Source organism: Candidatus Paceibacterota bacterium (assembly GCA_035438625.1).
In the GTDB taxonomy this organism is placed as follows: Bacteria; Patescibacteriota; Minisyncoccia; order Phycocordibacterales; family DAORIS01; genus DAORIS01.
Genome location: DAORIS010000003.1, coordinates 20,633 through 38,843 on the forward strand (window position 1 = coordinate 20,633; position 18,211 = coordinate 38,843).

The following is an 18,211-nucleotide window of genomic DNA, read 5'->3' on the forward strand; positions in this document are numbered from 1 at the left end:
CTTCTAGAGAGCTGTTGAAATTTCAGGTTTTACTTCCACTTTCTGATATTTTTTCATAATCTCAGCTTCGATTTCTTCTCGTGGTGTTCCGTATGCAGCGTATGACAATTGCTTCAGCTGTTCGAGGATTTCAGGGTGTGTTTGTGGTGGGGGCAGAGTCTCGATATTAAACGGACGAGCTGGTTGACCATTAATGAGCATCTTGAGATACGCATTCCTGTTATCAACATTCATCAAGTCTTGTGCAGAAAATACCGGCTCAAATTGTTTTGCCAAATATTCAGCGTCATCAGCACCAACTCGAAAGGCTGCAATTGATCCTACGTTTCCGAATACTGCATCTTTAATCTCATCTTCCAGCTGGGCGATGAATTGGTGAGCAACAGTAAGTGATAGACGATATTTACGTGCCTCAGAGAGGATCGTTGCGATTGATGGTGTAGTTACGTTCTGGAACTCATCCACGTACAAGTAAAAATCAGGAATTTTCTTCCCAACTGAATCTACTCGAGAAAGAGCCGCCATCAGGATTTTGCCAACAATGATAAGACCAATGAGGTTTGAGTTAATATCTCCCAGCTTTCCTTTTGCGAGGTTTACGAGAAGAATTTTCTTGTCATCCATCAACTGTCTGAAATCAAATGTCGATCGTTCACGAGACACAATTGGACGCATGATGTCGTTTGAAAGGAAGATATCAAACTTTGAGGTGATGTACGGCACCATATTTGCAAGTGACGACTCTCCCCCAGCTTTCTCTGCCACCTCTTTCCAGAACTGAACAACGATAGGATTTTTACATCGCGAAAGTTTCAGTGCTCGATATTGTTTATCAGAAAGTACACGAGATACATCGAATAGTGTGGATCCAGTCTCTGGGTCTTCAATAACAAGCATTGTTGCGTTACGGAAGTATTGCTCAAACATCGGACCACCCGCAGTCTTCATATCGAAGAGTTTATTAAATATTGAAAGCATTTCGTTTACAACGAATGTTTTCTGTTCGGGAAATCGAGGATCATACTCAAGCATGTTTAATGCCATCGGTCGTGGAGTATAGCTTGGATCAAAGTAGATCACATCGTCGTATCGCTCTTTTGGAACTGATGCCAAGATATCTTGGATGTCCACTCCGTGTGGGTCAATGAAGCACACACCATCACTGTTCTGAATATCCTGGATGGCCATATTCTTAATCAGCGTCGACTTACCCGTACCTGTCTGACCAATCACATACATATGACGCATACGGTCTTCTCGTGACATCTTAACCACGTTTTCCATACCGCGATGGTTGTTAACTCCAAGCGTTACTCCATCATCAGACATGAGCATTGGCGCTGGAGCCGTACCTGCCTTTGCGGTTTTCAAGTGTGGTGCTGATTGGATGTGTTTATCAGCATAGTGAATAACCGATGTCAGTTCTTTAAGTGATAGTGGAAATCGTTCTTCGAATGAAAATGTTCGGAAAATATATTCCCGTTCAAGATCTTGTAACTTTCCAGACTTTGCACGTTTAAATGAAATGCCGTTACCAAATGTATTTGAAAATTGATGGAATGCCGACTCAAGATCTTTATAAATATGCTCTGCACGCTCTTCAGTTCCAGCACTTGCAACAATACGGATGTTCGTAAGGACAATTGGACTTCCCACTTTTGCATTGATCTGTTCGATTGCACGCTGCGCGGCCTGGTCTTCGAGTGTGTTCTTTGATTTTTCTGTTTTATGTTCAGAATCTTCTTTTTTCTTTGTTAAATGTTTCGGTGGCAAGATAAATTCCTTCAATCCCTTCCACAGATCGCCCTTTGCGGTGTCCTTAATATCAGTTGCATATGAAACCGGTACTCCCTTTTCAATCTGCTTAATAGCTCCTTGGTACATTTTTTGGTACCCATTTTTTCCAGGCTTGATAATGAATTGCACTGATGCACCTTCATGGTCTGCATCTAATTTTGCAAAGGTATTCAAAAGTACATTCAATGGGTCGTGATCGAATTGTTCATATGTCTTGATTGGAAAGACTGGATTCTTTGATGATGTTCCGTATCCACCAACGACACTGCCTTGGGGATTGAAAATATTATAGTCCTGTGGAACAGGAGTAATTCGTGCTCCCGGATAGATTGAGAGTAATTGTTTTTCAAAGAGATCCGCGTGTGGACGTGGTACTGCGGTATAGAAAATTGCTTCAGATGTTCCGTGGGGATTTGCTAGTTCAACCGCAAAAATATCATCTTCGTGTCCCTTTGATGCAATGGACATCATCCCAGCAAAAAACTGCTCCATGGTGGAGAGGATTTCCTTCAGCGGCTTTGCAGTTTCACCTTTTGCTTGAAATCCAGGAAGTGATACCTCAAAGAGCGCCATGCCCAACATGTGTTGTGCGGGTTTCTCAAGAGACTTTTTCATTACACCGTCTTCAATGAATCGCTCCACAAGATATTGATGGAATTGGTCTTCCAAGTGTGGATTTTCTAGTCGCTCAACGACGCTGAGAGCATTTTTCAATCCTCTATTTTCAAACACTGAGATTAGTTCATCGAGTCCATCTCTTCCTGCTTCGTGCACTCCAAACGAACGTGCTGCAATTTCAGGCTCGATCATTGCGTGACCTTTGGCGAGAATAGAATGTGGCGCTTTTTTATACGCATCAATTTCCTTCTCGATGACGAGAGGAATTTCTTCTCTTTTTTGTACAGGTTGCTCGGCTATTTTTGAGCGGAGCCATGCAATCTCCTCTTGGGGAGATCCAAATTGCTTTTCCATGTAGTAAGTATACTACGAGGGTTCTAGAGCTCAGTTAAAATAACTGGACCATTCGCAGTTATTGCAACCGTGTGTTCCGCATGAGATGCGATTGATCGATCTCCTGTTACGAATGTGTATTCGTCTTCGAGTGGAAACACTTCACCCCCTCCTAATGTAAACATTGGCTCAATTGCAATGACGAGTCCAACTTCAATTTTTGGTCCGGTTCCAGCGCGAGCAAGGTTTGGTACAAATGGCTCTTCGTGGACTGAATATCCTACACCGTGCCCTGAAAGCTCGGTTACAATGCCATACCCATGCTTCTTTCCAATAGCCGAGACTGCGGCTCCAATATCCCCGATATAGGCCCCTGGGCGGGCTGCCTGTATTCCAGCCATAAGTGCCTCTTCCGTGGCCCAGGCAAGCTCCTGGAGCTTCTTGGGTGCCGTACCAGCGATAAAGGTTCGGGCGTGGTCTAACACCAGTCCTTGATAGGTAAATCCAAGGTCTAACTTGACCATATCTCCTTCTTGAAAGACCTTATTCCCTTCTGTTGGAATTCCATGAACCACCTCTTCGTTTATTGAAACACAAATAGCTGCTGGATATTTCCTTTTAACTCCGCGTGGGGTGTACCCTAAAAAAGATGCAGTGCCTCCTGCTTCTGCAATAAGTTCACGTGCTTTTGTGTCGATGTCTATCGCCCTCACTCCTGGACGAACCATTTTCCCGAGTGTGTCGACAATTAGTGCCGCCCGTTTTCCACCTTCGCGCATGAGCGCAATTTCTTGTTCTGTTTTAAGTCGAATCATATGTAAAAACTACAGTGAAGCGATAATGTCTTTGTGTATTTCAGAAATAGTTCGCTCTCCGTCTATTTCCATAAACTGATACATTGGATTTGTCTTGTAGTAGTTGATGGTTGGGACCACTTCTTTTTCAAACCAGTCTAATCGGTTCTTGATATTTTCATGACTGTCATCAGCGCGTCCACGTGCAACCATCCTGTCAGATGACCATAGCCTTGAAACATTGAGGTGTATGACAACTGGTTTTACAATCCCATAAAATCCAAAGACTGAATCAAGTACCTGTGCCTCGTGTTGTTTTCGTGGCATTCCATCCATGATCAAGTGACTTCCTTCTGTATATTCCGTTGAAATTTTTCGAGACCAAAAATAGATAGCCAAAAATTCTGGAATGAGTCCACCATTCGTTGCCATGTTCTTGGCAATGTTTTGTGTGTGCGTGTCTCCTTTAATAAATTCACGGAGCTCGAGTCCAGTTTGAATATAGAGCACTTTCCTTTCAGGTTCTTTAGCGGCAAGAAAATCAATCAAGAGTTTTGCCTGCGTACCTTTTCCACAACCAGAACGGCCGATGAAAATAAAACTTTTTGCACCTTCTTTTGGTGTGACTATTGAATCCATTGTCTGTCCAGTATAGCAAAACACCCCCGAAGGGGTGTCGATTAGTATTCTCGAGCTGTGAGTTGGGCGTTCACCTTCTTTACGACATCCATGATTACAGAGACGACGATCAAGAGTGCAGTACCACCAAGTGCAAGGGATGAGATCTTAAAGATTCCCTGCATTGCGATCGGCATAACAGCGATGATTCCAAGGAAGAGCGCACCGACGAGTGTAAGTCGTGTGATGACGACACCGAGGTGTTCAGCTGTTGGCTGTCCTGGTCGTACACCTGGAAGGAATGCTCCACCTTTCTGGAGATTTTCTGAGATCTGCTTAGGATCAAAGATGATAGCTGTGTAAATGTATGTAAAGACGAACACCAATATGAAGTACGCAGTTCCGTAAATGACAGGGTTTGCCAAGTATTCAGTGAGTCGCATTGCATACGCTGTAAGTGTTGCGTTTGATGTAAGTGTAAGCATGTTTGCGATCACCTGTGGGAAGAGCAAGAACGAGAGCGCGAAGATGATTGGCATCACACCTGTTTGTGTAAGGCGGATTGGAAGGTATGTTGATACACCACCAAATACCTTGTTTCCTCGCACCTGCTTTGCATACGTCACTGGAATTGGTCGTTCTGCTTCAGTGATATATACAACGGCCAAGATAATGAGTACTGCAACCGCTGCAAAGGCGATGTACATTGGAGCCATTGATCGGTCGAATGAAAGGAATGCTTGTGTAAGCTGTGTTGGAAGTGCCGATACGATTCCAGCAAAGATAAGGAGTGATACTCCGTTTCCAATACCGAACTCTGAGATTAGCTCTCCAAGCCACATAAGAAGGACTGTTCCTGCAGTGATTACAAGCACGTTAATGAGCTTGTCTGCAGTATCGAGTCCAACGATTACACCCTGACGCTCAAGAAGCGCAATGAAGCTATACCCCTGGATAAGTGCCAATGGGACAGTAAGTATTCGTCCGTATTGAATAAACCTTCGTCGGCTCCCTTCTCCATCTTCACCTTGATACATCGCCTTAAGTTTTGGCGACATAACAGTAAGGAGTTGAAGAACGATTGAGGCAGTGATGTATGGTCCTACACCGAGCATCACAATCGAAAGCTGTGAAAGTCCACCTCCTGAAAACACGTTAATGAAACCGAGGAATTGACCAAAGGCTGAAGAACCCTGAAATAGGGCTTCAAGTTGTCCTTGATCTACACCTGGGATAGGGATAGCTGCGAGCGCACGAAATACGACAAGTATAAATACTGTAAACGAAATTTTGCCGAGTAAGCTACTGTCCTGAAACAGTAGTTTGATCTTTCTGAAAATTGATTCCATGGGATTTATTGTACCTCAACTACTCCACCTGCCTTTTCAATCTTTGCTTTTGCACTTGCTGAAACTTCACAACCAGTGATTGTAAGCTTCTTTGTAAGTTCTCCTGTTCCGAGAATCTTAACTGTTATCTTGTTTCCCTTTGGAGCAGGAATGATTCCTTTGTCAGCGAGTGTAAGTAATGATACTGAGTCACCTGCGTTGAACTTGTCTTCAAGAGAACGTACGTTAACTGCAAATGGCTTCTGTTGGATGCTTCCGAATGCATAACCTCGAAGCTTAGGAAGCTTCTTGATCATGTCTCGCATTTCTGGGCGAATCTTTCGTCCTGAGCGAGCTTTCTGTCCTTTTGTACCGCGTCCTGCTGTCTTTCCGCGCTTTCCTCCGCGTCCAATAAGCATCTTCTTTCGGTTTGGTGTGGTCCTGACTACGTTATGTATTTGCATAGGATTGTATTAAAAATTGAGATTAGCGTTTTGACCTGATCATACCGAGAGCCTTCACAGTTGCCTTGGCTTGGTTTAAGTGGTTCTTGCTTCCTGAGTTAAGCTTGGCAACGATGTCTTTGACACCTGCAAGTTCAAGGACGCTTCTAACTGAGCTACCAGCAACCATTCCACGACCTGCAGCTGGAGTAATGCGGACAAGACCGCTTGAGAACTTCGCTTCTACTTCGTGAGAGATAGAACCAGTTTTTGTAAGAGGGATACGAACCATGTTCTTTTTTGCATTTCGTAGTGCCTTATCGATTGCAAGTGCAGTGTCTCCTGCCTTTCCAATTCCAACACCCACTCGTCCCTTCTTGTCTCCTGCTACGAGTGATACTGAGAAACTGAATCGGCGACCTCCAGCAACCACACGAGTCACACGACGCATTGAGATGATCTTCTGATCAAACTCTGATCGTTCACGTCGGTCTCCTGGCTTACCACCACGGCGTTCATTTCGTCCTTCTGCCTGCTTTGCGCGGTCACCTGGGTTAGTTGAAGGACCACGGCCCTGTCCACCAAAACCACCACCTGGGCGTCTCATTGAGTTTCCTGGTCGAGGAGAAAAAGGTCGAGCACCTGTAGAAGGCTGACTTTTTGGTTGTTGTGGTTGTGATGTTGTCTGTTCCATAAATAAATCGTTTAAAACATTAGCCCTCCTTCGCGTGCGGCGTCAGCAAGCACCTTAATCTTTCCTGAGTAATTAAATCCTCCGCGATCAAACACAATAGCAGTAACTTGCTTTGCCTTTGCTGCTTCAGCAATCATTTTTCCAACATTCTTTGCGTTTTCCATTTCAGTTCCTTTCATACCAACTGAAGAAGCTGACGCAAGTGTTGTCTTTGTATCATCATTGATGACCTGTGCGTAAATATATTTGTTTGAACGAAATACTGAAAGACGTGGCTTTTCTGTAGTACCTGAAACACGGGCACGGATTCTGTTATGCCTTCGTGCTCGTCGCTCTGATTTGATCTGTGTTTTGCTTGTCATACGATGTTTTGAAAATAGATACTATACAGACTTCTTACCCTGCTTCATACGAATAACTTCACCGCTGTATCGGAATCCCTTACCCTTATACGGCTCAGGCTTCTTCTGTGATCGGATCTCAGCTGCAAAGCTTCCAACCACGTCCTTATCAATACCAGTGATAGTGACAACGTTCTTTTCTGAAGTGACCGTAAGTCCTTCTGGAATCTGGAGTTTTACTGGGTGTGAGAAACCAAGTGCAAATACCATTTCTTTACCCTTCACTTCTGAACGGTACCCAACACCTTCAAGCTGGAGCTTCTTTGTGAATCCTGTAGTAACTCCGATTACCATGCTGTTAACAAATGAAGTGTATGTTCCAAGGAGGGCAACGTTTTCAACTGTAGTCATCTTTGGGAACAATGTATTGTCTTCAGTGACAATTGAAAATTCTGCAGGAACTGGCTTTGAAAGTTCCCCTTTTGGTCCCTTAACGTGAAGGACACCATTAGTGATGGCTACTTCTACCTTAGGTGGTAATACTATTCCTTTTTTTGCTACTCGTGACATATAAAATTATTACCAGATCTTAAAGAGAGGCTCACCACCGACCTTTTCTTTTCGTGCTGCTAAATCAGAAAGAATTCCTTTAGGTGTGCTTACGATAAGTCGTCCGAATCCTTGTCGAACTGGAGTGATTTCCTTTACTCCTAGATATGAGCGCTTTGAAGGCTTTGAGACTCGGGCTGCTCCTGAGATTCTTGGCTTTCCAGCATCATACATAAGCTCAACTTCGATTGTCTTTTGAACCTTCTTTCCTTTTTTTGAAAATGACTTAACAAATCCTTCCTTTTGGAGTACTTCAAGGATGGACTCTTTAAGATTAGAGTGCGGAACAATCACGCTTTCCTTTCGGGCAACGCTTCCAGTTTTTAGAATATTTATGAGATCTGCAATAGGATCGGTGACCATATAATTACCAAGATGACTTCTTAACGCCCGGGATCATTCCATCATTTGCAAGTTCTCTGAAGCAAATGCGGCAAATGTCGAACTGTCTGATATATCCGCGCTTTCGGCCACATCTGAAGCAGCGTCTAACAACCCGTGTTGAGAACTTAGGTTTCTTTACTGATCGCGCTACTGTTGATGTCTTTGCCATTGATTGAGAATAAAATTGCGCTACTTCAGCGCTTCGCAAGATACTAACAGGCCGGATGGGCCATGTCAAACAATGCGTCGCGTGTAGCCTTAAATAACGATTATTTTTTAAACGGGAATCCGAGGTGCGCTAGGAACGCCTTCGTTTCTTCCTTATTTTTGATGTTTGTTACGACCGTTACTCCAAGACCAAACACGTCTTTGATTTCCTCATCTGCAGTTTCAGGGAAAATAACATGTTCCTTGATACCGAGTGAGTAATTTCCCATGCTGTCGACCCCATCTGCAGAAATTCCGCGAAAGTCACGTGTTCGAGGGAACGCAATGTTGATCATCCGATCAAGGAAATCATACATACGCTGTCCTCTAAGTGTAACCTGGTACCCTACAAGGTCTCCCTGACGGCTCTTAAATGTCGCAATAGATTGTTTAGCACCGCGATTAACTGGCTTCTGTCCAGTAATTTTTCCAAGACGGTCAGCAATAAGTTCAATTTTTTTCTTGTCTTTGATTGATCCAACTCCAGAAGAAATAACCACCTTCTCGATGCGAGGTGCCTGCATCTTATTTGTGTAGTTGAAATCTGCCTTGAGGGCTTCGAATGCTGACTGAATGTTCTCTTTAATAGGTTTCATATACGTTATATTGCTTCACCGCTTCTTACACCAACACGAGATATTTTTCCGTCTTTCTTTTCAATACGGATACGAGTAGGCTTACCATCCTTAGGGTCAATAAGTGAAACAGCTGATGCTGCCATTGGAAATGATTTTTCAACCATCTTTCCCTTATCATTTCCTCCTCGCTTTCCAACACGCTTTGCTCTTACAAATGTCTTCTTAAGGTTAATGCCTTCAACAAGAACTTGCATAGCTGCAGGAAATGCCTGTAGGACCTTTCCCTTCTTTCCCTTATCTTTTCCAGAAAGTACAGCTACTGTATCTCCCTTCTTAATTCTCATTTTTCCTGTTTTCATCGTGGTCAATATTAGGAGTTTATACAATTTCAGGTGCTAGAGAACCAATCTTTTGGAAACCACGATCGACGATTTCACGTGGAATTGGACCGAATACGCGTCCTGCAACTGGTTCACCCTTTACCTTGTCGACAATAACTACTGCGTTTTCATCGAAACGAATATATGAACCATCCTTTCTTCGCATAGGCTGACGCTGACGCACAACGACTGCTGTAAGAACATCCTTCTTCTTTACTGCCTTTCGAGGTTCTGCCTTCTGTACTGAAAGCACAACAAGATCACCAATGACTGCGTAACGCTTTTTGCTTGATCCGAGCACCTTGAAGATACGGCCGATTTTTCCGCCTGAGTTATCACTTATTCGTACTATTGAACGTGGCTGTATCATAAATTTCTATCTTATTTCAACACAATAAAGTGCTTATTCTTTGAGATTGGACGTGACTCTTCGATTGTAACTGTCTCCCCCTCCTTAGTTGTATTACCCTCATCATGGGCAAGGAAACGCTTTCGGCGAACTAAGAACTTCTGGTACTTAGGGTGCTTAACATATCGCTCAACGAGAACAACCACTGTGTCTTTCATTTTTGTTGACACAATTTTGCCTGTAAGCTGCTTCTTTTTGGTTGTTGCTGTTTTTTCCATTGAATAAAGTGTTCTAGTTCTACATTATTTCCTGCGAGATCGCAACTCTGTCATGAGTCGTGCGATTTCTTTTCGCATTCCATATATCTCCTTAACGTTCTTTGCGCGTGAGCCTGATGCCCCGAATCGTGCGGCACGAAGAGCGAGTCGCTTCTCAGTAATAGCTGATGCGATGCCTTCGACTTTCATTTTTTTAATTTCTGCTGGCTTCATAAAAATATACTGGAGGAGTTATTAACGTTCGACGATTCGAGTCTTCACTGGAAGCTTTGTTCCGGCCTTACGAAGTGCTTCTCGGGCTTCTGCTTCAGTGATACCGTCAATCTCAAAGAGGATACGACCTGGACGAACCTGGACTTGGTATCCCTGTGGATCTCCCTTACCCTTTCCCATCTTCACTTCGGCTGGCTTTTGAGTGAAAGGCATGTCTGGGAAAATTCTGATCCAGACCTTACCTGACTTTGTAACCGCACGAGCAAGGATCTTACGTGATGCCTCAACTTGGTTTGAACGAATTCGAAATGCTGATGTTGCCTTAAGTCCAAATGAACCAAAAGCTAGTCGTGAGCCACGAACTTCAACGCCCACCTTTTCAGGGTGTGTGCGCATTGTGTGCCATTTGCGGAATCGTACTTTCTTAGGAAAAAGCTGCATAATTATTTCTTAAATATTTCTCCTCGATAAATCCATACCTTGATACCAATATCTCCGTATGTCATGTGTGCCTTTTCACGGGCAAAATCAACATCAGCACGAAGTGTCTGAAGTGGAATTCGTCCACGCTTAAGCTCTTCTTCGCGTGCAATGTCAGCACCACCAAGTCGGCCGTAGAGTCCGAGACGTACTCCCTGTACATCCCTGTTTGCCATAACCTTCTCAATCATCTGCTTAAGAACACGTCGGTATGGAAGACGTTTTTCAAGTCCCTCAGCGATCATCTGTCCAACGATTGAAGCGGATGATTCGGGTGAGCGAATTTCTTCGATATCAAGCTTGAGTTCTTGTGTAGTTTCTTTGCTTCCTACTGGAGCGTGCTTTCGAACGATCTTTTCAACTTCGCCACGAAGTTTCTGGATTCCTTCACCATTTCGTCCAATGATCATTCCAGGACGTGATGTACGGATGATGACTCGGAGAGCCTTTTCACCTCGTTCAATTTCAATACTTGCAACATAGAAACCACGAAGTTTCTTTTCAAGGAAATCTCGGATAGCAACATCAGCCTTAAGGAATGTCTTAAAACTGTCTTTTGTGCTGAACCAACGGCTCTTCCAATCACGGATGATACCTAGGCGGTGTGCATATGGATGTACTTTGTGTGACATAAAAGTTTATTTTGCAGATGACTTAGGCGCTTCATCAGAAAGCACGATAATAACTCGGCTTGTTCGCTTAAGGATTTGTGCTCCGCGACCACGTGCTCGAGGCATCATACGCTTAAGTACTACTCCAGCATCAACACGTACCTCCTTTACTGTAAGTGTTTCAACAGCAATATTTTGGTTCTTTGCGTTAGCAATAGCCGATTCAAGAAGTTTCTTGATTGGGTTTGATGCGCGCTTTGTTGTGAAAGCTAAAATATCAAGTGCACGAACTGCAGACTTGCCTCGGATGAGATCAACAGCCAAACGTACTTTACGTGGAGCTTGTCGGTAGTTACTGAGTGTTGCTGATACGGAGGCCATGATAGTTCTGAATATTAAAATTATTTCTTAGCGTCAGTTGCGGCCTTAGCAGATTGTGCAGCAGAGATTTCAGCCTCCTTAGCCTTCTGTTCGATTTCCTTCTGCATCTTTCCTCCGTGACGGTTGAACTTACGAGTTGGTGAGAACTCACCTAGGCGGTGACCGATCATTTCTTCAGAAACCAACACTTCAATGTGATCCTTTCCATTGTGGACACCAAACTTGAATCCCACCATTTCTGGTGAAATCTGACATGCGCGTGACCACGTCTTAATAACCCCGGCCTGTTCAGGTCGTTTGCCGATGATTTTTTTCGTTACGCGTTCGTCTACGTAAGGTCCTTTTTTTAGTGATCGTGCCATTGAATTGCTGATTGATACAAAAATAGCTCAAATGAGCCTGAGCCGCAATATTAGCGGATATTAATACAGAAGTCAACTAGCCCTAGAAATAAAAAAAACCTCGACATGGTCCTGTAGGTGCAAAGGACTCATATCGAGGTGTTTAGGGTGGCACTGCATGATACTAGGCGCCGTTAACATCGGTCGGTTAGCATCAACACAGTGGAAGGAACTGGGTAAGGTTGCCAGCCCTCGCCCGCTCAAAACACGGATACATACATCCTAGAGACGAGCACGTGCACCGCTCAACCCCGCAAGGGAGCGTCAGTCTCCTAGGAACTCTATACCTGCTGTGATCGAGCCTAGCTATAGCAAGCGATCACAACATGTGTTAAGAACGACTCGATCTACACCGTCATCGCCGATCTACAGAGATCGCTGACGGTGAGTCTTGTGTCGAGTATATAACCACACTATGTTCATAAAAGCAAAAAGCGATCCTTTCGAATCGCTTTTTGTAAGGTAATTATTGACCTCCTTCTTTTCTGCTCTTTCCAACCTTTCTTCGTGAAACAATGAGGTAGTTTGAGTATTTCTTTGGTGTTCGTGACTTCTGTCCTTTTCCTGTTGGCTTTCCGTAGATGCTCTTTGCACGACGTGTTCCTCGTCCTTGTCGGCCTTCTCCTCCTCCGTATGGATGATCGACTGGGTTCATGGCAGTACCACGAACTGTTGGACGGATACCGAGCCAACGGCTGCGTCCAGCTTTTCCGATATTAATAAGACGATTTTCTTCGTTTGAAACTTCACCTACTGATGCCCATGCAGTTCCTAGAACTTTTCGAACTTCTGTTGAAGGCATGCGTAGGAATGCCATAGCACCATCATGACCGATAACTTCAGCGTAGTTACCTGCTGAACGGGCAATTTTGCCTCCACCAAGGGGTTTAACCTCTACGTTGTACACGAATGTTCCAACGGTGATTTTGCTGAGTGGGAGACGATTTCCTGGCTTTATGTCAGCATTTTCAGAAACAATGAATGAATCTCCAACTTTGAGTGACTTTGGGAGAATTACATATCGCTTTTCACCGTCTGCGTATTGAGCAAGAGAAATGAATGCTGTTCGGTTAGGATCATATTCAACACTTGTGATCTTTGCAGGAATATCCTTCTTATCAAAAGTGAAATCAATCTCTCTAAACAAGCGCTTGTGACCACCTCCCTTGTGACGAGTTGTGATGCGGCCATGGTGGTTGCGTCCAACCGCACGCTTTCTACCCTTTGTAAGTGACTTCTCAGGGTCATTGGTTGTGATCACGCCTCGGAAAGAGATCGTGCTCATGTGTCTTCGTGATTTTGTTCGAGGTGCGTAGTATTTCATAAAAATAATGTGATGGGATGGAGATGTATTATGCGAATTCGATCTTATCTCCTTCCTTTAGGTATACATATGCTTTTTTAACAGCCTGCTTTTTTCCAGCCTTTCCGCGCACAACAACACGCTTTGCAGGTGTTCGAGCTGTAGTTACTCGAACTGGAGTGACTCCGTAAATTTCGCGGACTGCCTTTGTAATCAATGGCTTTGTAGCACCTTGATTTACATTGAATAGATACGCATTGTGCTTACCTGCAACAAATGTTGCCTTTTCAGTGATACGAGGAGAAACAATAATAGTTCCAAGTGAGTACTTAGTTGCGTATGTTGTTACTCCAGCCTTCTCGGCTTTTACAACAGGAGCTTTAGTTGTCTTAGGTTTTCGTGAAAATAGGGCCATGGTCGTCTTAATTATTTTGTGAGCTTATCAGAAAGCATCTTTACACACTGCTCAGGGTTAACAAAGATCACATACTTGTAATTAAGTAGATCAACTGGACTGAGGTTTCGTGATTCTGTCACAACAACTTTTCCAATGTTTCTGAATGCTCGTTCTGCAGCCACATCCTTTGTTCCCATTGCAATAATTGCAGCGTTTGTGCGCTTTGTTGCAAGCTTGTTGAAAGCTTGGTTACCACCAAGAGTCTTAATGATTTCTGCAGCGTGCTTTGTCTTTGCTTCTGAAAGATTGATTGCATCAACAAACACAATTTCACCATCTTTAAGTTTTGCAGAAAGAATAGTATTCAATGCCTTGATCTTCATCTTTTTGTTTATCTTTCGATCAAAGTTCTTATCGTTTCGTGGACCATGTGCAACTCCTCCTTTTACCCAAATAGGTGATCGTGAAGAACCGTGACGAGCGCGTCCAGTTCCTTTTTGCTGCCATGGCTTCTTTCCTCCTCCACGAACTTCAGCACGAGTCTTTGTGTGACCGTATGGCCTTCGTGACGCTGTGTTCATTGATGCTACTACTTGGTGAACAAGGTCAGCATTCCAATCAAGACCGAACACTTCTTTAGGAAGTGTGATCTTTCCTGATTCTTTTGCTAGTTGGTTATAAATTGTTGCTTCCATATAATTATTTAAAATTCGAGGAGATTATTTTGATGCTGACTTAAGGGTAACGAGCGTACCGCGTCGGCCTGGCACAGCACCTGAAAGAACAATTGTGTTTGATGCAGTGTCAACTTCAACAACCTTTAGGTTAGCTACAGTGACAGTATCAGATCCCATTCGTCCGGCCATTCTCTTTCCTTTTCGAGTACCAGTTCGGAGACCTCCTGAGATAGATCCTGGTTCACGTTCTGAGTGCTTCTGTCCGTGTGATCGTGGGCCTCCTTTGAAACCATGGCGCTTAACTACACCCTGGAAACCTTTTCCTTTTGAAGTTGCTGTAACAGTGACAATGTCACCTGCCTTAAATGTGTCAGGAGTAATCTTATCTCCTGCGTTTAGTCCACTTACCCCTCTAAACTCCTTAATATGCATGAAACTACCCTTGTCTCCGAGGTGGCCCTTTACTGCCTTTGAGAGGTTCTTCGGATTTCGTGTACCGAAACCAACCTGTACAGCTTCATAGCCGTCAACATCCTTAGTTTTAACTTGTGTAACAACAGCATCCCCTGTTGAAAGGACAGTAACAGGAATAACTGCATCATCGGTAAATACCTGGGACATATTTTGTTTAACTGCGAGTATATATTTCATGTTTATTCGATTCTTTGAATTCGGCTTGTTGCCGATCCTTAGTGGTCCCGTGACTTTCGTCCCGGGACCTAAAGGATCCCAACTTGCTCTAGATGAGCTATATGATCTTTACGTCGATGCTTACACCGGACGGAAGATTAAGGTTGGTAAGGGACTCGATTATCTTAGGCGTAGGATTAATAATGTCAATAACCCTCTTGTGAATGCGCATCTCGAACTGTTCTCGCGCGTTCTTGAATATGAACGAGGCACGATTCACTGTGTACTTTTTAATTTCTGTTGGAAGCGGAATAGGGCCTACAACTTTTGCGTCGTAGCGAAGTGCTGTGTCCATGATCTGACGTACTGAAACGTCGAGGATCTTGTACTCGTATGCACGTACTCGTATTCGCAGCTTTGATGCTATCTCTGACTGCTTAGCTTCTTTAGGAACTTTTTTTGATTCTGCAACCGCCATAAAAATAATCTGTTTGTAGGTTAGGCTACGATCTTAGTTACAACTCCGGCACCTACAGTCTTTCCTCCTTCGCGGATAGCGAATCGAGTATTCTGTTCAAGTGCTACTGGAGCCATAAGCTTGACCTTGAATGTAGTTGTGTCTCCAGGCATAACCATTTCTACGCCTTCCTTAAGAGTCACTTCTCCAGTCACGTCAGTAGTTCTAACATAGAACTGTGGCTTATAGCCAGTAAAGAATGGAGTATGTCGTCCTCCTTCTTCCTTTTTGAGAATGTACACTTCAGCTTCGAAGTCTGTGTGAGGTGTTACTGTTCCTGGTTTTGCAAGCACCTGTCCACGATGAATATCTTCTTTCTTAAGACCTCGAACGAGGATTCCGGCGTTGTCTCCGGCCATTCCTTCTGTAAGAGACTTGTTGAACATTTCGATACCTGTAACTGTTGTCTTTGCTGTTGGGTGGATACCGATAACTTCGATTTCTTCACCAACCTTAACAATTCCACGTTCGATACGTCCTGTTACTACAGTTCCGCGTCCTTCGATTGAGAAGATGTCTTCAACTGGCATAAGGAATGGCTTGTCTGTCTCACGAACTGGTACAGGAATGTACTCGTCTAGAGTTGCAGCAAGTTTCAAAACCTTCTGTGCCCATTCGTCATTAACATCCTTTGCTTCAAGCGCTTTGAGGGCTGAGCCACGGATAACTGGAGCATTTTTTCCATCAAATCCCTGCTTATCAAGGAGCTCACGTACTTCTTCTTCAACGAGGTCGATAAGGTCCGGTTCAGGCACCATGTCGCACTTGTTAAGGAATACTACGATCTTAGGCACACCAACCTGCTTTGCAAGAAGAATGTGTTCACGAGTCTGAGGCATAACACCGTCAGTTGCTGCTACCACGAGGACGGCGCCGTCCATTTGAGCGGCACCAGTGATCATGTTCTTGATGTAGTCAGCGTGTCCAGGAGCATCAATGTGGGCGTAGTGCCTTGTTGCTGTCGAGTACTCGTTGTGTGAAAGCGCGATAGTAATACCGCGTGCCTTTTCCTCAGGGGCTGAGTCGATTTGGTCGACACCCTTGAGCTTAACCTGTTGGCCGTCAAGGTTAAGAACGTTCAAGATAGCCGCTGTAAGCGTAGTCTTACCATGGTCAACGTGACCAATGGTACCTACGTTTACATGGGGCTTGGAACGGTCAAATACTGCTGCTTCTGCCATATGTATTCTTTGAACTTTAATTGAGAATGGACTGCGCGCGAGAACAGTTGCAATCCATTTCCAACTACTAATAAATCTGTTTCCTTGTCAAAGGGCACGAACTCCTACTAAGGTACAAGTCGGGCGCTTTCCGTCGGAAAACAGCGCAATAAATGCGTGGGAGGCATAGTATCACAGGCTTTTAAGGTTGACAAGACAAAACCGGGGCAAGCCCCGGTTTTGTTAGACACAATAGTTGTATAGTACTGTTTTTATCCCTTGTATGTGTTCATGAGCACATCTGACGCTACAAGATTGTGGTCTTTGTCATAGATAAGTACAGTGTACTCACCCTCATCTTCATTCTTGTTGAACTTTGCTGACCAGTTATGGCCTCGGATGCGTGCATTCACTGTGTAGACTGATACAAACTCCTCATCTTCATCAAGATCTTTAATTGTTTCCCAGTCTGTAGCACCCTCATACTCAGGACCAACAACGACAACAGTAAGTAGTTGTTTCTTTACTGTAACTTTTCCTCTTACAACATAATCACTATCAGGAACTGCTCGAAGTGAGCTCTTGTTGATTGTTACAACCTGAGAACTATTTGTAGTTCCGTTCTCATTTGTAACAGTTACAGTATGTGTACACGTTGCTTTTCCTTCCCTGTTTACAACAGCGAGAGTTACATACGGACTACCAATAACTGATGCTCTGATTTTCTCTGAGCCACTTGTAGGAAGTCTGTCACCAGGGAGACGTAACTGGTCTTTTCCAGAATCATCTCTCTGCCATGTTGCATAGACGGCATTTTCACTCTTCCATGAAACCACGATTGTTTCACCGAGTTCATACGCTGACTTATCAGATGTAACTGAACATGTGAGCTTACCTGTACCTGGCTCTGCTGTGTTACAAATCATATTGCCAATATCCTGCGCCATTGTAAGGAAGTCATCGAAATCAATCTTTCCATCCTTATCAAAGTCTGCGCGCATATCGGCACCTTGTGCTTCTGTCTTGTCATATCCACTGCTTAATATAACCAAGTCCCACACATCAACTCTTCCATCAGAATTTACATCAGCCTTAAGTGTTGTTACGCAAACACTTGGCTTTCGTAGCTTGTCAGGAGAAATATTATATTTAGCTGAAAGTTCCCGAACCTTTGATTCATCTGGCACCATAGGCTCAGGCTTCATTGGAAATGATGGCTTTACCACAATTCCATTACTACCCGTAACACTACCTCCACCCATTGCTACACATCGCTCTGCGAGCTTTGCACGGGTCTGAGGACCAACAAAGCCAACTTTCTCGAGCCCCTTAGCTTCTTGGAAGCTTTCGATTGCCTTGCGAGTAACCGGGCCAAAGTATCCAGTTGCATTGTCAGTTGAAAGCAGTCCTTCTTTCACGAGTAGCTGCTGAGCACGAAGAACTTCTTCACCGCGAGCACCTAGGGCATGCGACATTTTAAAATCACACGCTTTTTGTAGCTGTGCTGGATCTACCTTCTTACCTTCATCAACTCTTCCAACAACATTTGTTGTCGTGACTACAGAACTTTGTTGCGATGTCTCAGCTCCCGAAACTAACGGGAATACAAGGACAAGCGCAAACAGAACATACAAGACTTTCTTCATGGATAATGATTGATTAATAACTGTAATGATTACATCACAGTATG

Annotated in this window: 26 protein-coding genes; all 26 read right to left on the reverse strand. The window is 44.0% G+C overall.

What is annotated here, in order from left to right; translation table 11 throughout:
- Window positions 1-3 precede the first annotated feature (3 nt).
- Complete coding sequence (locus PLF31_01505; GenBank protein ID HRH26127.1) at window positions 4-2,769, reverse strand: TraM recognition domain-containing protein; 2,766 nt, start codon at window positions 2,767-2,769, stop codon at window positions 4-6.
- Window positions 2,770-2,792: 23 nt separating this feature from the next.
- Window positions 2,793-3,563: a type I methionyl aminopeptidase gene (gene map, locus PLF31_01510; protein HRH26128.1), complete on the reverse strand. Its 771-nt coding sequence runs from the start codon at window positions 3,561-3,563 to the stop codon at window positions 2,793-2,795.
- Between the two features lie 9 nt (window positions 3,564-3,572).
- Window positions 3,573-4,181 carry a nucleoside monophosphate kinase gene (locus PLF31_01515; GenBank protein ID HRH26129.1) on the reverse strand — a complete coding sequence of 203 codons (609 nt, stop codon included), beginning with the start codon at window positions 4,179-4,181 and terminating at the stop codon, window positions 3,573-3,575.
- A 41-nt stretch (window positions 4,182-4,222) separates the two neighbouring features.
- On the reverse strand, window positions 4,223-5,509 hold the full coding sequence (secY, locus tag PLF31_01520; protein ID HRH26130.1) for a preprotein translocase subunit SecY: 1,287 nt from the start codon (window positions 5,507-5,509) through the stop codon (window positions 4,223-4,225).
- Window positions 5,510-5,514: 5 nt separating this feature from the next.
- Window positions 5,515-5,952: a 50S ribosomal protein L15 gene (gene rplO, locus PLF31_01525; protein HRH26131.1), complete on the reverse strand. Its 438-nt coding sequence runs from the start codon at window positions 5,950-5,952 to the stop codon at window positions 5,515-5,517.
- Window positions 5,953-5,974: 22 nt separating this feature from the next.
- Window positions 5,975-6,625: a 30S ribosomal protein S5 gene (locus PLF31_01530; GenBank protein ID HRH26132.1), complete on the reverse strand. Its 651-nt coding sequence runs from the start codon at window positions 6,623-6,625 to the stop codon at window positions 5,975-5,977.
- An 11-nt stretch (window positions 6,626-6,636) separates the two neighbouring features.
- Window positions 6,637-6,987, reverse strand: a complete 351-nt coding sequence (rplR, locus tag PLF31_01535) for a 50S ribosomal protein L18 (GenBank protein HRH26133.1) — start codon at window positions 6,985-6,987, stop codon at window positions 6,637-6,639.
- 21 nt (window positions 6,988-7,008) lie between these two features.
- Window positions 7,009-7,536 (reverse strand): 50S ribosomal protein L6, encoded by a 528-nt coding sequence (gene rplF, locus PLF31_01540; GenBank protein HRH26134.1) that lies wholly within the window; start codon window positions 7,534-7,536, stop codon window positions 7,009-7,011.
- A 9-nt stretch (window positions 7,537-7,545) separates the two neighbouring features.
- A complete protein-coding gene (rpsH, locus tag PLF31_01545; protein HRH26135.1) occupies window positions 7,546-7,938 on the reverse strand; it encodes a 30S ribosomal protein S8 in 393 nt (130 codons plus the stop codon).
- A 4-nt stretch (window positions 7,939-7,942) separates the two neighbouring features.
- Window positions 7,943-8,128 (reverse strand): type Z 30S ribosomal protein S14, encoded by a 186-nt coding sequence (locus PLF31_01550; protein HRH26136.1) that lies wholly within the window; start codon window positions 8,126-8,128, stop codon window positions 7,943-7,945.
- 100 nt (window positions 8,129-8,228) lie between these two features.
- Complete coding sequence (gene rplE / locus PLF31_01555; protein HRH26137.1) at window positions 8,229-8,762, reverse strand: 50S ribosomal protein L5; 534 nt, start codon at window positions 8,760-8,762, stop codon at window positions 8,229-8,231.
- Between the two features lie 5 nt (window positions 8,763-8,767).
- On the reverse strand, window positions 8,768-9,103 hold the full coding sequence (rplX, locus tag PLF31_01560) for a 50S ribosomal protein L24 (protein ID HRH26138.1): 336 nt from the start codon (window positions 9,101-9,103) through the stop codon (window positions 8,768-8,770).
- A gap of 19 nt (window positions 9,104-9,122) precedes the next feature.
- The gene (rplN, locus tag PLF31_01565; protein ID HRH26139.1) at window positions 9,123-9,494 is read right to left on the reverse strand and encodes a 50S ribosomal protein L14; all 372 of its coding nucleotides are present in this window, start codon (window positions 9,492-9,494) and stop codon (window positions 9,123-9,125) included.
- Between the two features lie 11 nt (window positions 9,495-9,505).
- On the reverse strand, window positions 9,506-9,751 hold the full coding sequence (gene rpsQ, locus PLF31_01570) for a 30S ribosomal protein S17 (GenBank protein ID HRH26140.1): 246 nt from the start codon (window positions 9,749-9,751) through the stop codon (window positions 9,506-9,508).
- A gap of 24 nt (window positions 9,752-9,775) precedes the next feature.
- Window positions 9,776-9,964 carry a 50S ribosomal protein L29 gene (rpmC, locus tag PLF31_01575; GenBank protein HRH26141.1) on the reverse strand — a complete coding sequence of 63 codons (189 nt, stop codon included), beginning with the start codon at window positions 9,962-9,964 and terminating at the stop codon, window positions 9,776-9,778.
- A 21-nt stretch (window positions 9,965-9,985) separates the two neighbouring features.
- Window positions 9,986-10,405, reverse strand: coding sequence for a 50S ribosomal protein L16 (rplP, locus tag PLF31_01580; GenBank protein ID HRH26142.1), 420 nt, complete (start codon window positions 10,403-10,405; stop codon window positions 9,986-9,988).
- A 2-nt stretch (window positions 10,406-10,407) separates the two neighbouring features.
- On the reverse strand, window positions 10,408-11,076 hold the full coding sequence (rpsC, locus tag PLF31_01585; protein ID HRH26143.1) for a 30S ribosomal protein S3: 669 nt from the start codon (window positions 11,074-11,076) through the stop codon (window positions 10,408-10,410).
- A 6-nt stretch (window positions 11,077-11,082) separates the two neighbouring features.
- Window positions 11,083-11,436, reverse strand: coding sequence for a 50S ribosomal protein L22 (gene rplV, locus PLF31_01590; GenBank protein ID HRH26144.1), 354 nt, complete (start codon window positions 11,434-11,436; stop codon window positions 11,083-11,085).
- Between the two features lie 20 nt (window positions 11,437-11,456).
- On the reverse strand, window positions 11,457-11,798 hold the full coding sequence (gene rpsS / locus PLF31_01595) for a 30S ribosomal protein S19 (protein ID HRH26145.1): 342 nt from the start codon (window positions 11,796-11,798) through the stop codon (window positions 11,457-11,459).
- Between the two features lie 505 nt (window positions 11,799-12,303).
- A complete protein-coding gene (gene rplB, locus PLF31_01600; GenBank protein HRH26146.1) occupies window positions 12,304-13,167 on the reverse strand; it encodes a 50S ribosomal protein L2 in 864 nt (287 codons plus the stop codon).
- 22 nt (window positions 13,168-13,189) lie between these two features.
- Window positions 13,190-13,555 (reverse strand): 50S ribosomal protein L23, encoded by a 366-nt coding sequence (locus PLF31_01605; GenBank protein HRH26147.1) that lies wholly within the window; start codon window positions 13,553-13,555, stop codon window positions 13,190-13,192.
- Between the two features lie 11 nt (window positions 13,556-13,566).
- Entirely contained in the window at window positions 13,567-14,232 is a 666-nt protein-coding gene (gene rplD / locus PLF31_01610; GenBank protein HRH26148.1) for a 50S ribosomal protein L4, read from the reverse strand.
- A 24-nt stretch (window positions 14,233-14,256) separates the two neighbouring features.
- Window positions 14,257-14,865, reverse strand: a complete 609-nt coding sequence (rplC, locus tag PLF31_01615; GenBank protein ID HRH26149.1) for a 50S ribosomal protein L3 — start codon at window positions 14,863-14,865, stop codon at window positions 14,257-14,259.
- A gap of 97 nt (window positions 14,866-14,962) precedes the next feature.
- Window positions 14,963-15,322, reverse strand: coding sequence for a 30S ribosomal protein S10 (gene rpsJ / locus PLF31_01620; protein ID HRH26150.1), 360 nt, complete (start codon window positions 15,320-15,322; stop codon window positions 14,963-14,965).
- A 20-nt stretch (window positions 15,323-15,342) separates the two neighbouring features.
- On the reverse strand, window positions 15,343-16,542 hold the full coding sequence (gene tuf / locus PLF31_01625) for an elongation factor Tu (protein ID HRH26151.1): 1,200 nt from the start codon (window positions 16,540-16,542) through the stop codon (window positions 15,343-15,345).
- A 251-nt stretch (window positions 16,543-16,793) separates the two neighbouring features.
- Window positions 16,794-18,167, reverse strand: a complete 1,374-nt coding sequence (locus PLF31_01630; GenBank protein ID HRH26152.1) for a peptidoglycan-binding protein — start codon at window positions 18,165-18,167, stop codon at window positions 16,794-16,796.
- Window positions 18,168-18,211: the final 44 nt, after the last annotated feature.

What these genes read in the sequence shown, in the direction of transcription:
- rplP (HRH26142.1), bottom strand. Translation starts at nt 10,405, where the DNA reads ATGCAGCTTTTTCCTAAGAAAGTACGATTCCGCAAATGGCACACAATG.
- rpsJ (HRH26150.1), bottom strand. Translation starts at nt 15,322, where the DNA reads ATGGCGGTTGCAGAATCAAAAAAAGTTCCTAAAGAAGCTAAGCAGTCA.
- rpsS (HRH26145.1), bottom strand. Translation starts at nt 11,798, where the DNA reads ATGGCACGATCACTAAAAAAAGGACCTTACGTAGACGAACGCGTAACG.
- PLF31_01530 (HRH26132.1), bottom strand. Translation starts at nt 6,625, where the DNA reads ATGGAACAGACAACATCACAACCACAACAACCAAAAAGTCAGCCTTCT.
- rpsQ (HRH26140.1), bottom strand. Translation starts at nt 9,751, where the DNA reads ATGGAAAAAACAGCAACAACCAAAAAGAAGCAGCTTACAGGCAAAATT.
- PLF31_01515 (HRH26129.1), bottom strand. Translation starts at nt 4,181, where the DNA reads ATGGATTCAATAGTCACACCAAAAGAAGGTGCAAAAAGTTTTATTTTC.
- rplC (HRH26149.1), bottom strand. Translation starts at nt 14,865, where the DNA reads ATGAAATATATACTCGCAGTTAAACAAAATATGTCCCAGGTATTTACC.
- rplR (HRH26133.1), bottom strand. Translation starts at nt 6,987, where the DNA reads ATGACAAGCAAAACACAGATCAAATCAGAGCGACGAGCACGAAGGCAT.
- PLF31_01605 (HRH26147.1), bottom strand. Translation starts at nt 13,555, where the DNA reads ATGGCCCTATTTTCACGAAAACCTAAGACAACTAAAGCTCCTGTTGTA.
- rplE (HRH26137.1), bottom strand. Translation starts at nt 8,762, where the DNA reads ATGAAACCTATTAAAGAGAACATTCAGTCAGCATTCGAAGCCCTCAAG.
- rplV (HRH26144.1), bottom strand. Translation starts at nt 11,436, where the DNA reads ATGGCCTCCGTATCAGCAACACTCAGTAACTACCGACAAGCTCCACGT.
- secY (HRH26130.1), bottom strand. Translation starts at nt 5,509, where the DNA reads ATGGAATCAATTTTCAGAAAGATCAAACTACTGTTTCAGGACAGTAGC.
- tuf (HRH26151.1), bottom strand. Translation starts at nt 16,542, where the DNA reads ATGGCAGAAGCAGCAGTATTTGACCGTTCCAAGCCCCATGTAAACGTA.
- rplF (HRH26134.1), bottom strand. Translation starts at nt 7,536, where the DNA reads ATGTCACGAGTAGCAAAAAAAGGAATAGTATTACCACCTAAGGTAGAA.
- PLF31_01630 (HRH26152.1), bottom strand. Translation starts at nt 18,167, where the DNA reads ATGAAGAAAGTCTTGTATGTTCTGTTTGCGCTTGTCCTTGTATTCCCG.
- PLF31_01550 (HRH26136.1), bottom strand. Translation starts at nt 8,128, where the DNA reads ATGGCAAAGACATCAACAGTAGCGCGATCAGTAAAGAAACCTAAGTTC.
- rplX (HRH26138.1), bottom strand. Translation starts at nt 9,103, where the DNA reads ATGAAAACAGGAAAAATGAGAATTAAGAAGGGAGATACAGTAGCTGTA.
- PLF31_01505 (HRH26127.1), bottom strand. Translation starts at nt 2,769, where the DNA reads ATGGAAAAGCAATTTGGATCTCCCCAAGAGGAGATTGCATGGCTCCGC.
- rplN (HRH26139.1), bottom strand. Translation starts at nt 9,494, where the DNA reads ATGATACAGCCACGTTCAATAGTACGAATAAGTGATAACTCAGGCGGA.
- rplD (HRH26148.1), bottom strand. Translation starts at nt 14,232, where the DNA reads ATGGAAGCAACAATTTATAACCAACTAGCAAAAGAATCAGGAAAGATC.
- rpmC (HRH26141.1), bottom strand. Translation starts at nt 9,964, where the DNA reads ATGAAGCCAGCAGAAATTAAAAAAATGAAAGTCGAAGGCATCGCATCA.
- rplO (HRH26131.1), bottom strand. Translation starts at nt 5,952, where the DNA reads ATGCAAATACATAACGTAGTCAGGACCACACCAAACCGAAAGAAGATG.
- rpsH (HRH26135.1), bottom strand. Translation starts at nt 7,938, where the DNA reads ATGGTCACCGATCCTATTGCAGATCTCATAAATATTCTAAAAACTGGA.
- map (HRH26128.1), bottom strand. Translation starts at nt 3,563, where the DNA reads ATGATTCGACTTAAAACAGAACAAGAAATTGCGCTCATGCGCGAAGGT.
- rpsC (HRH26143.1), bottom strand. Translation starts at nt 11,076, where the DNA reads ATGTCACACAAAGTACATCCATATGCACACCGCCTAGGTATCATCCGT.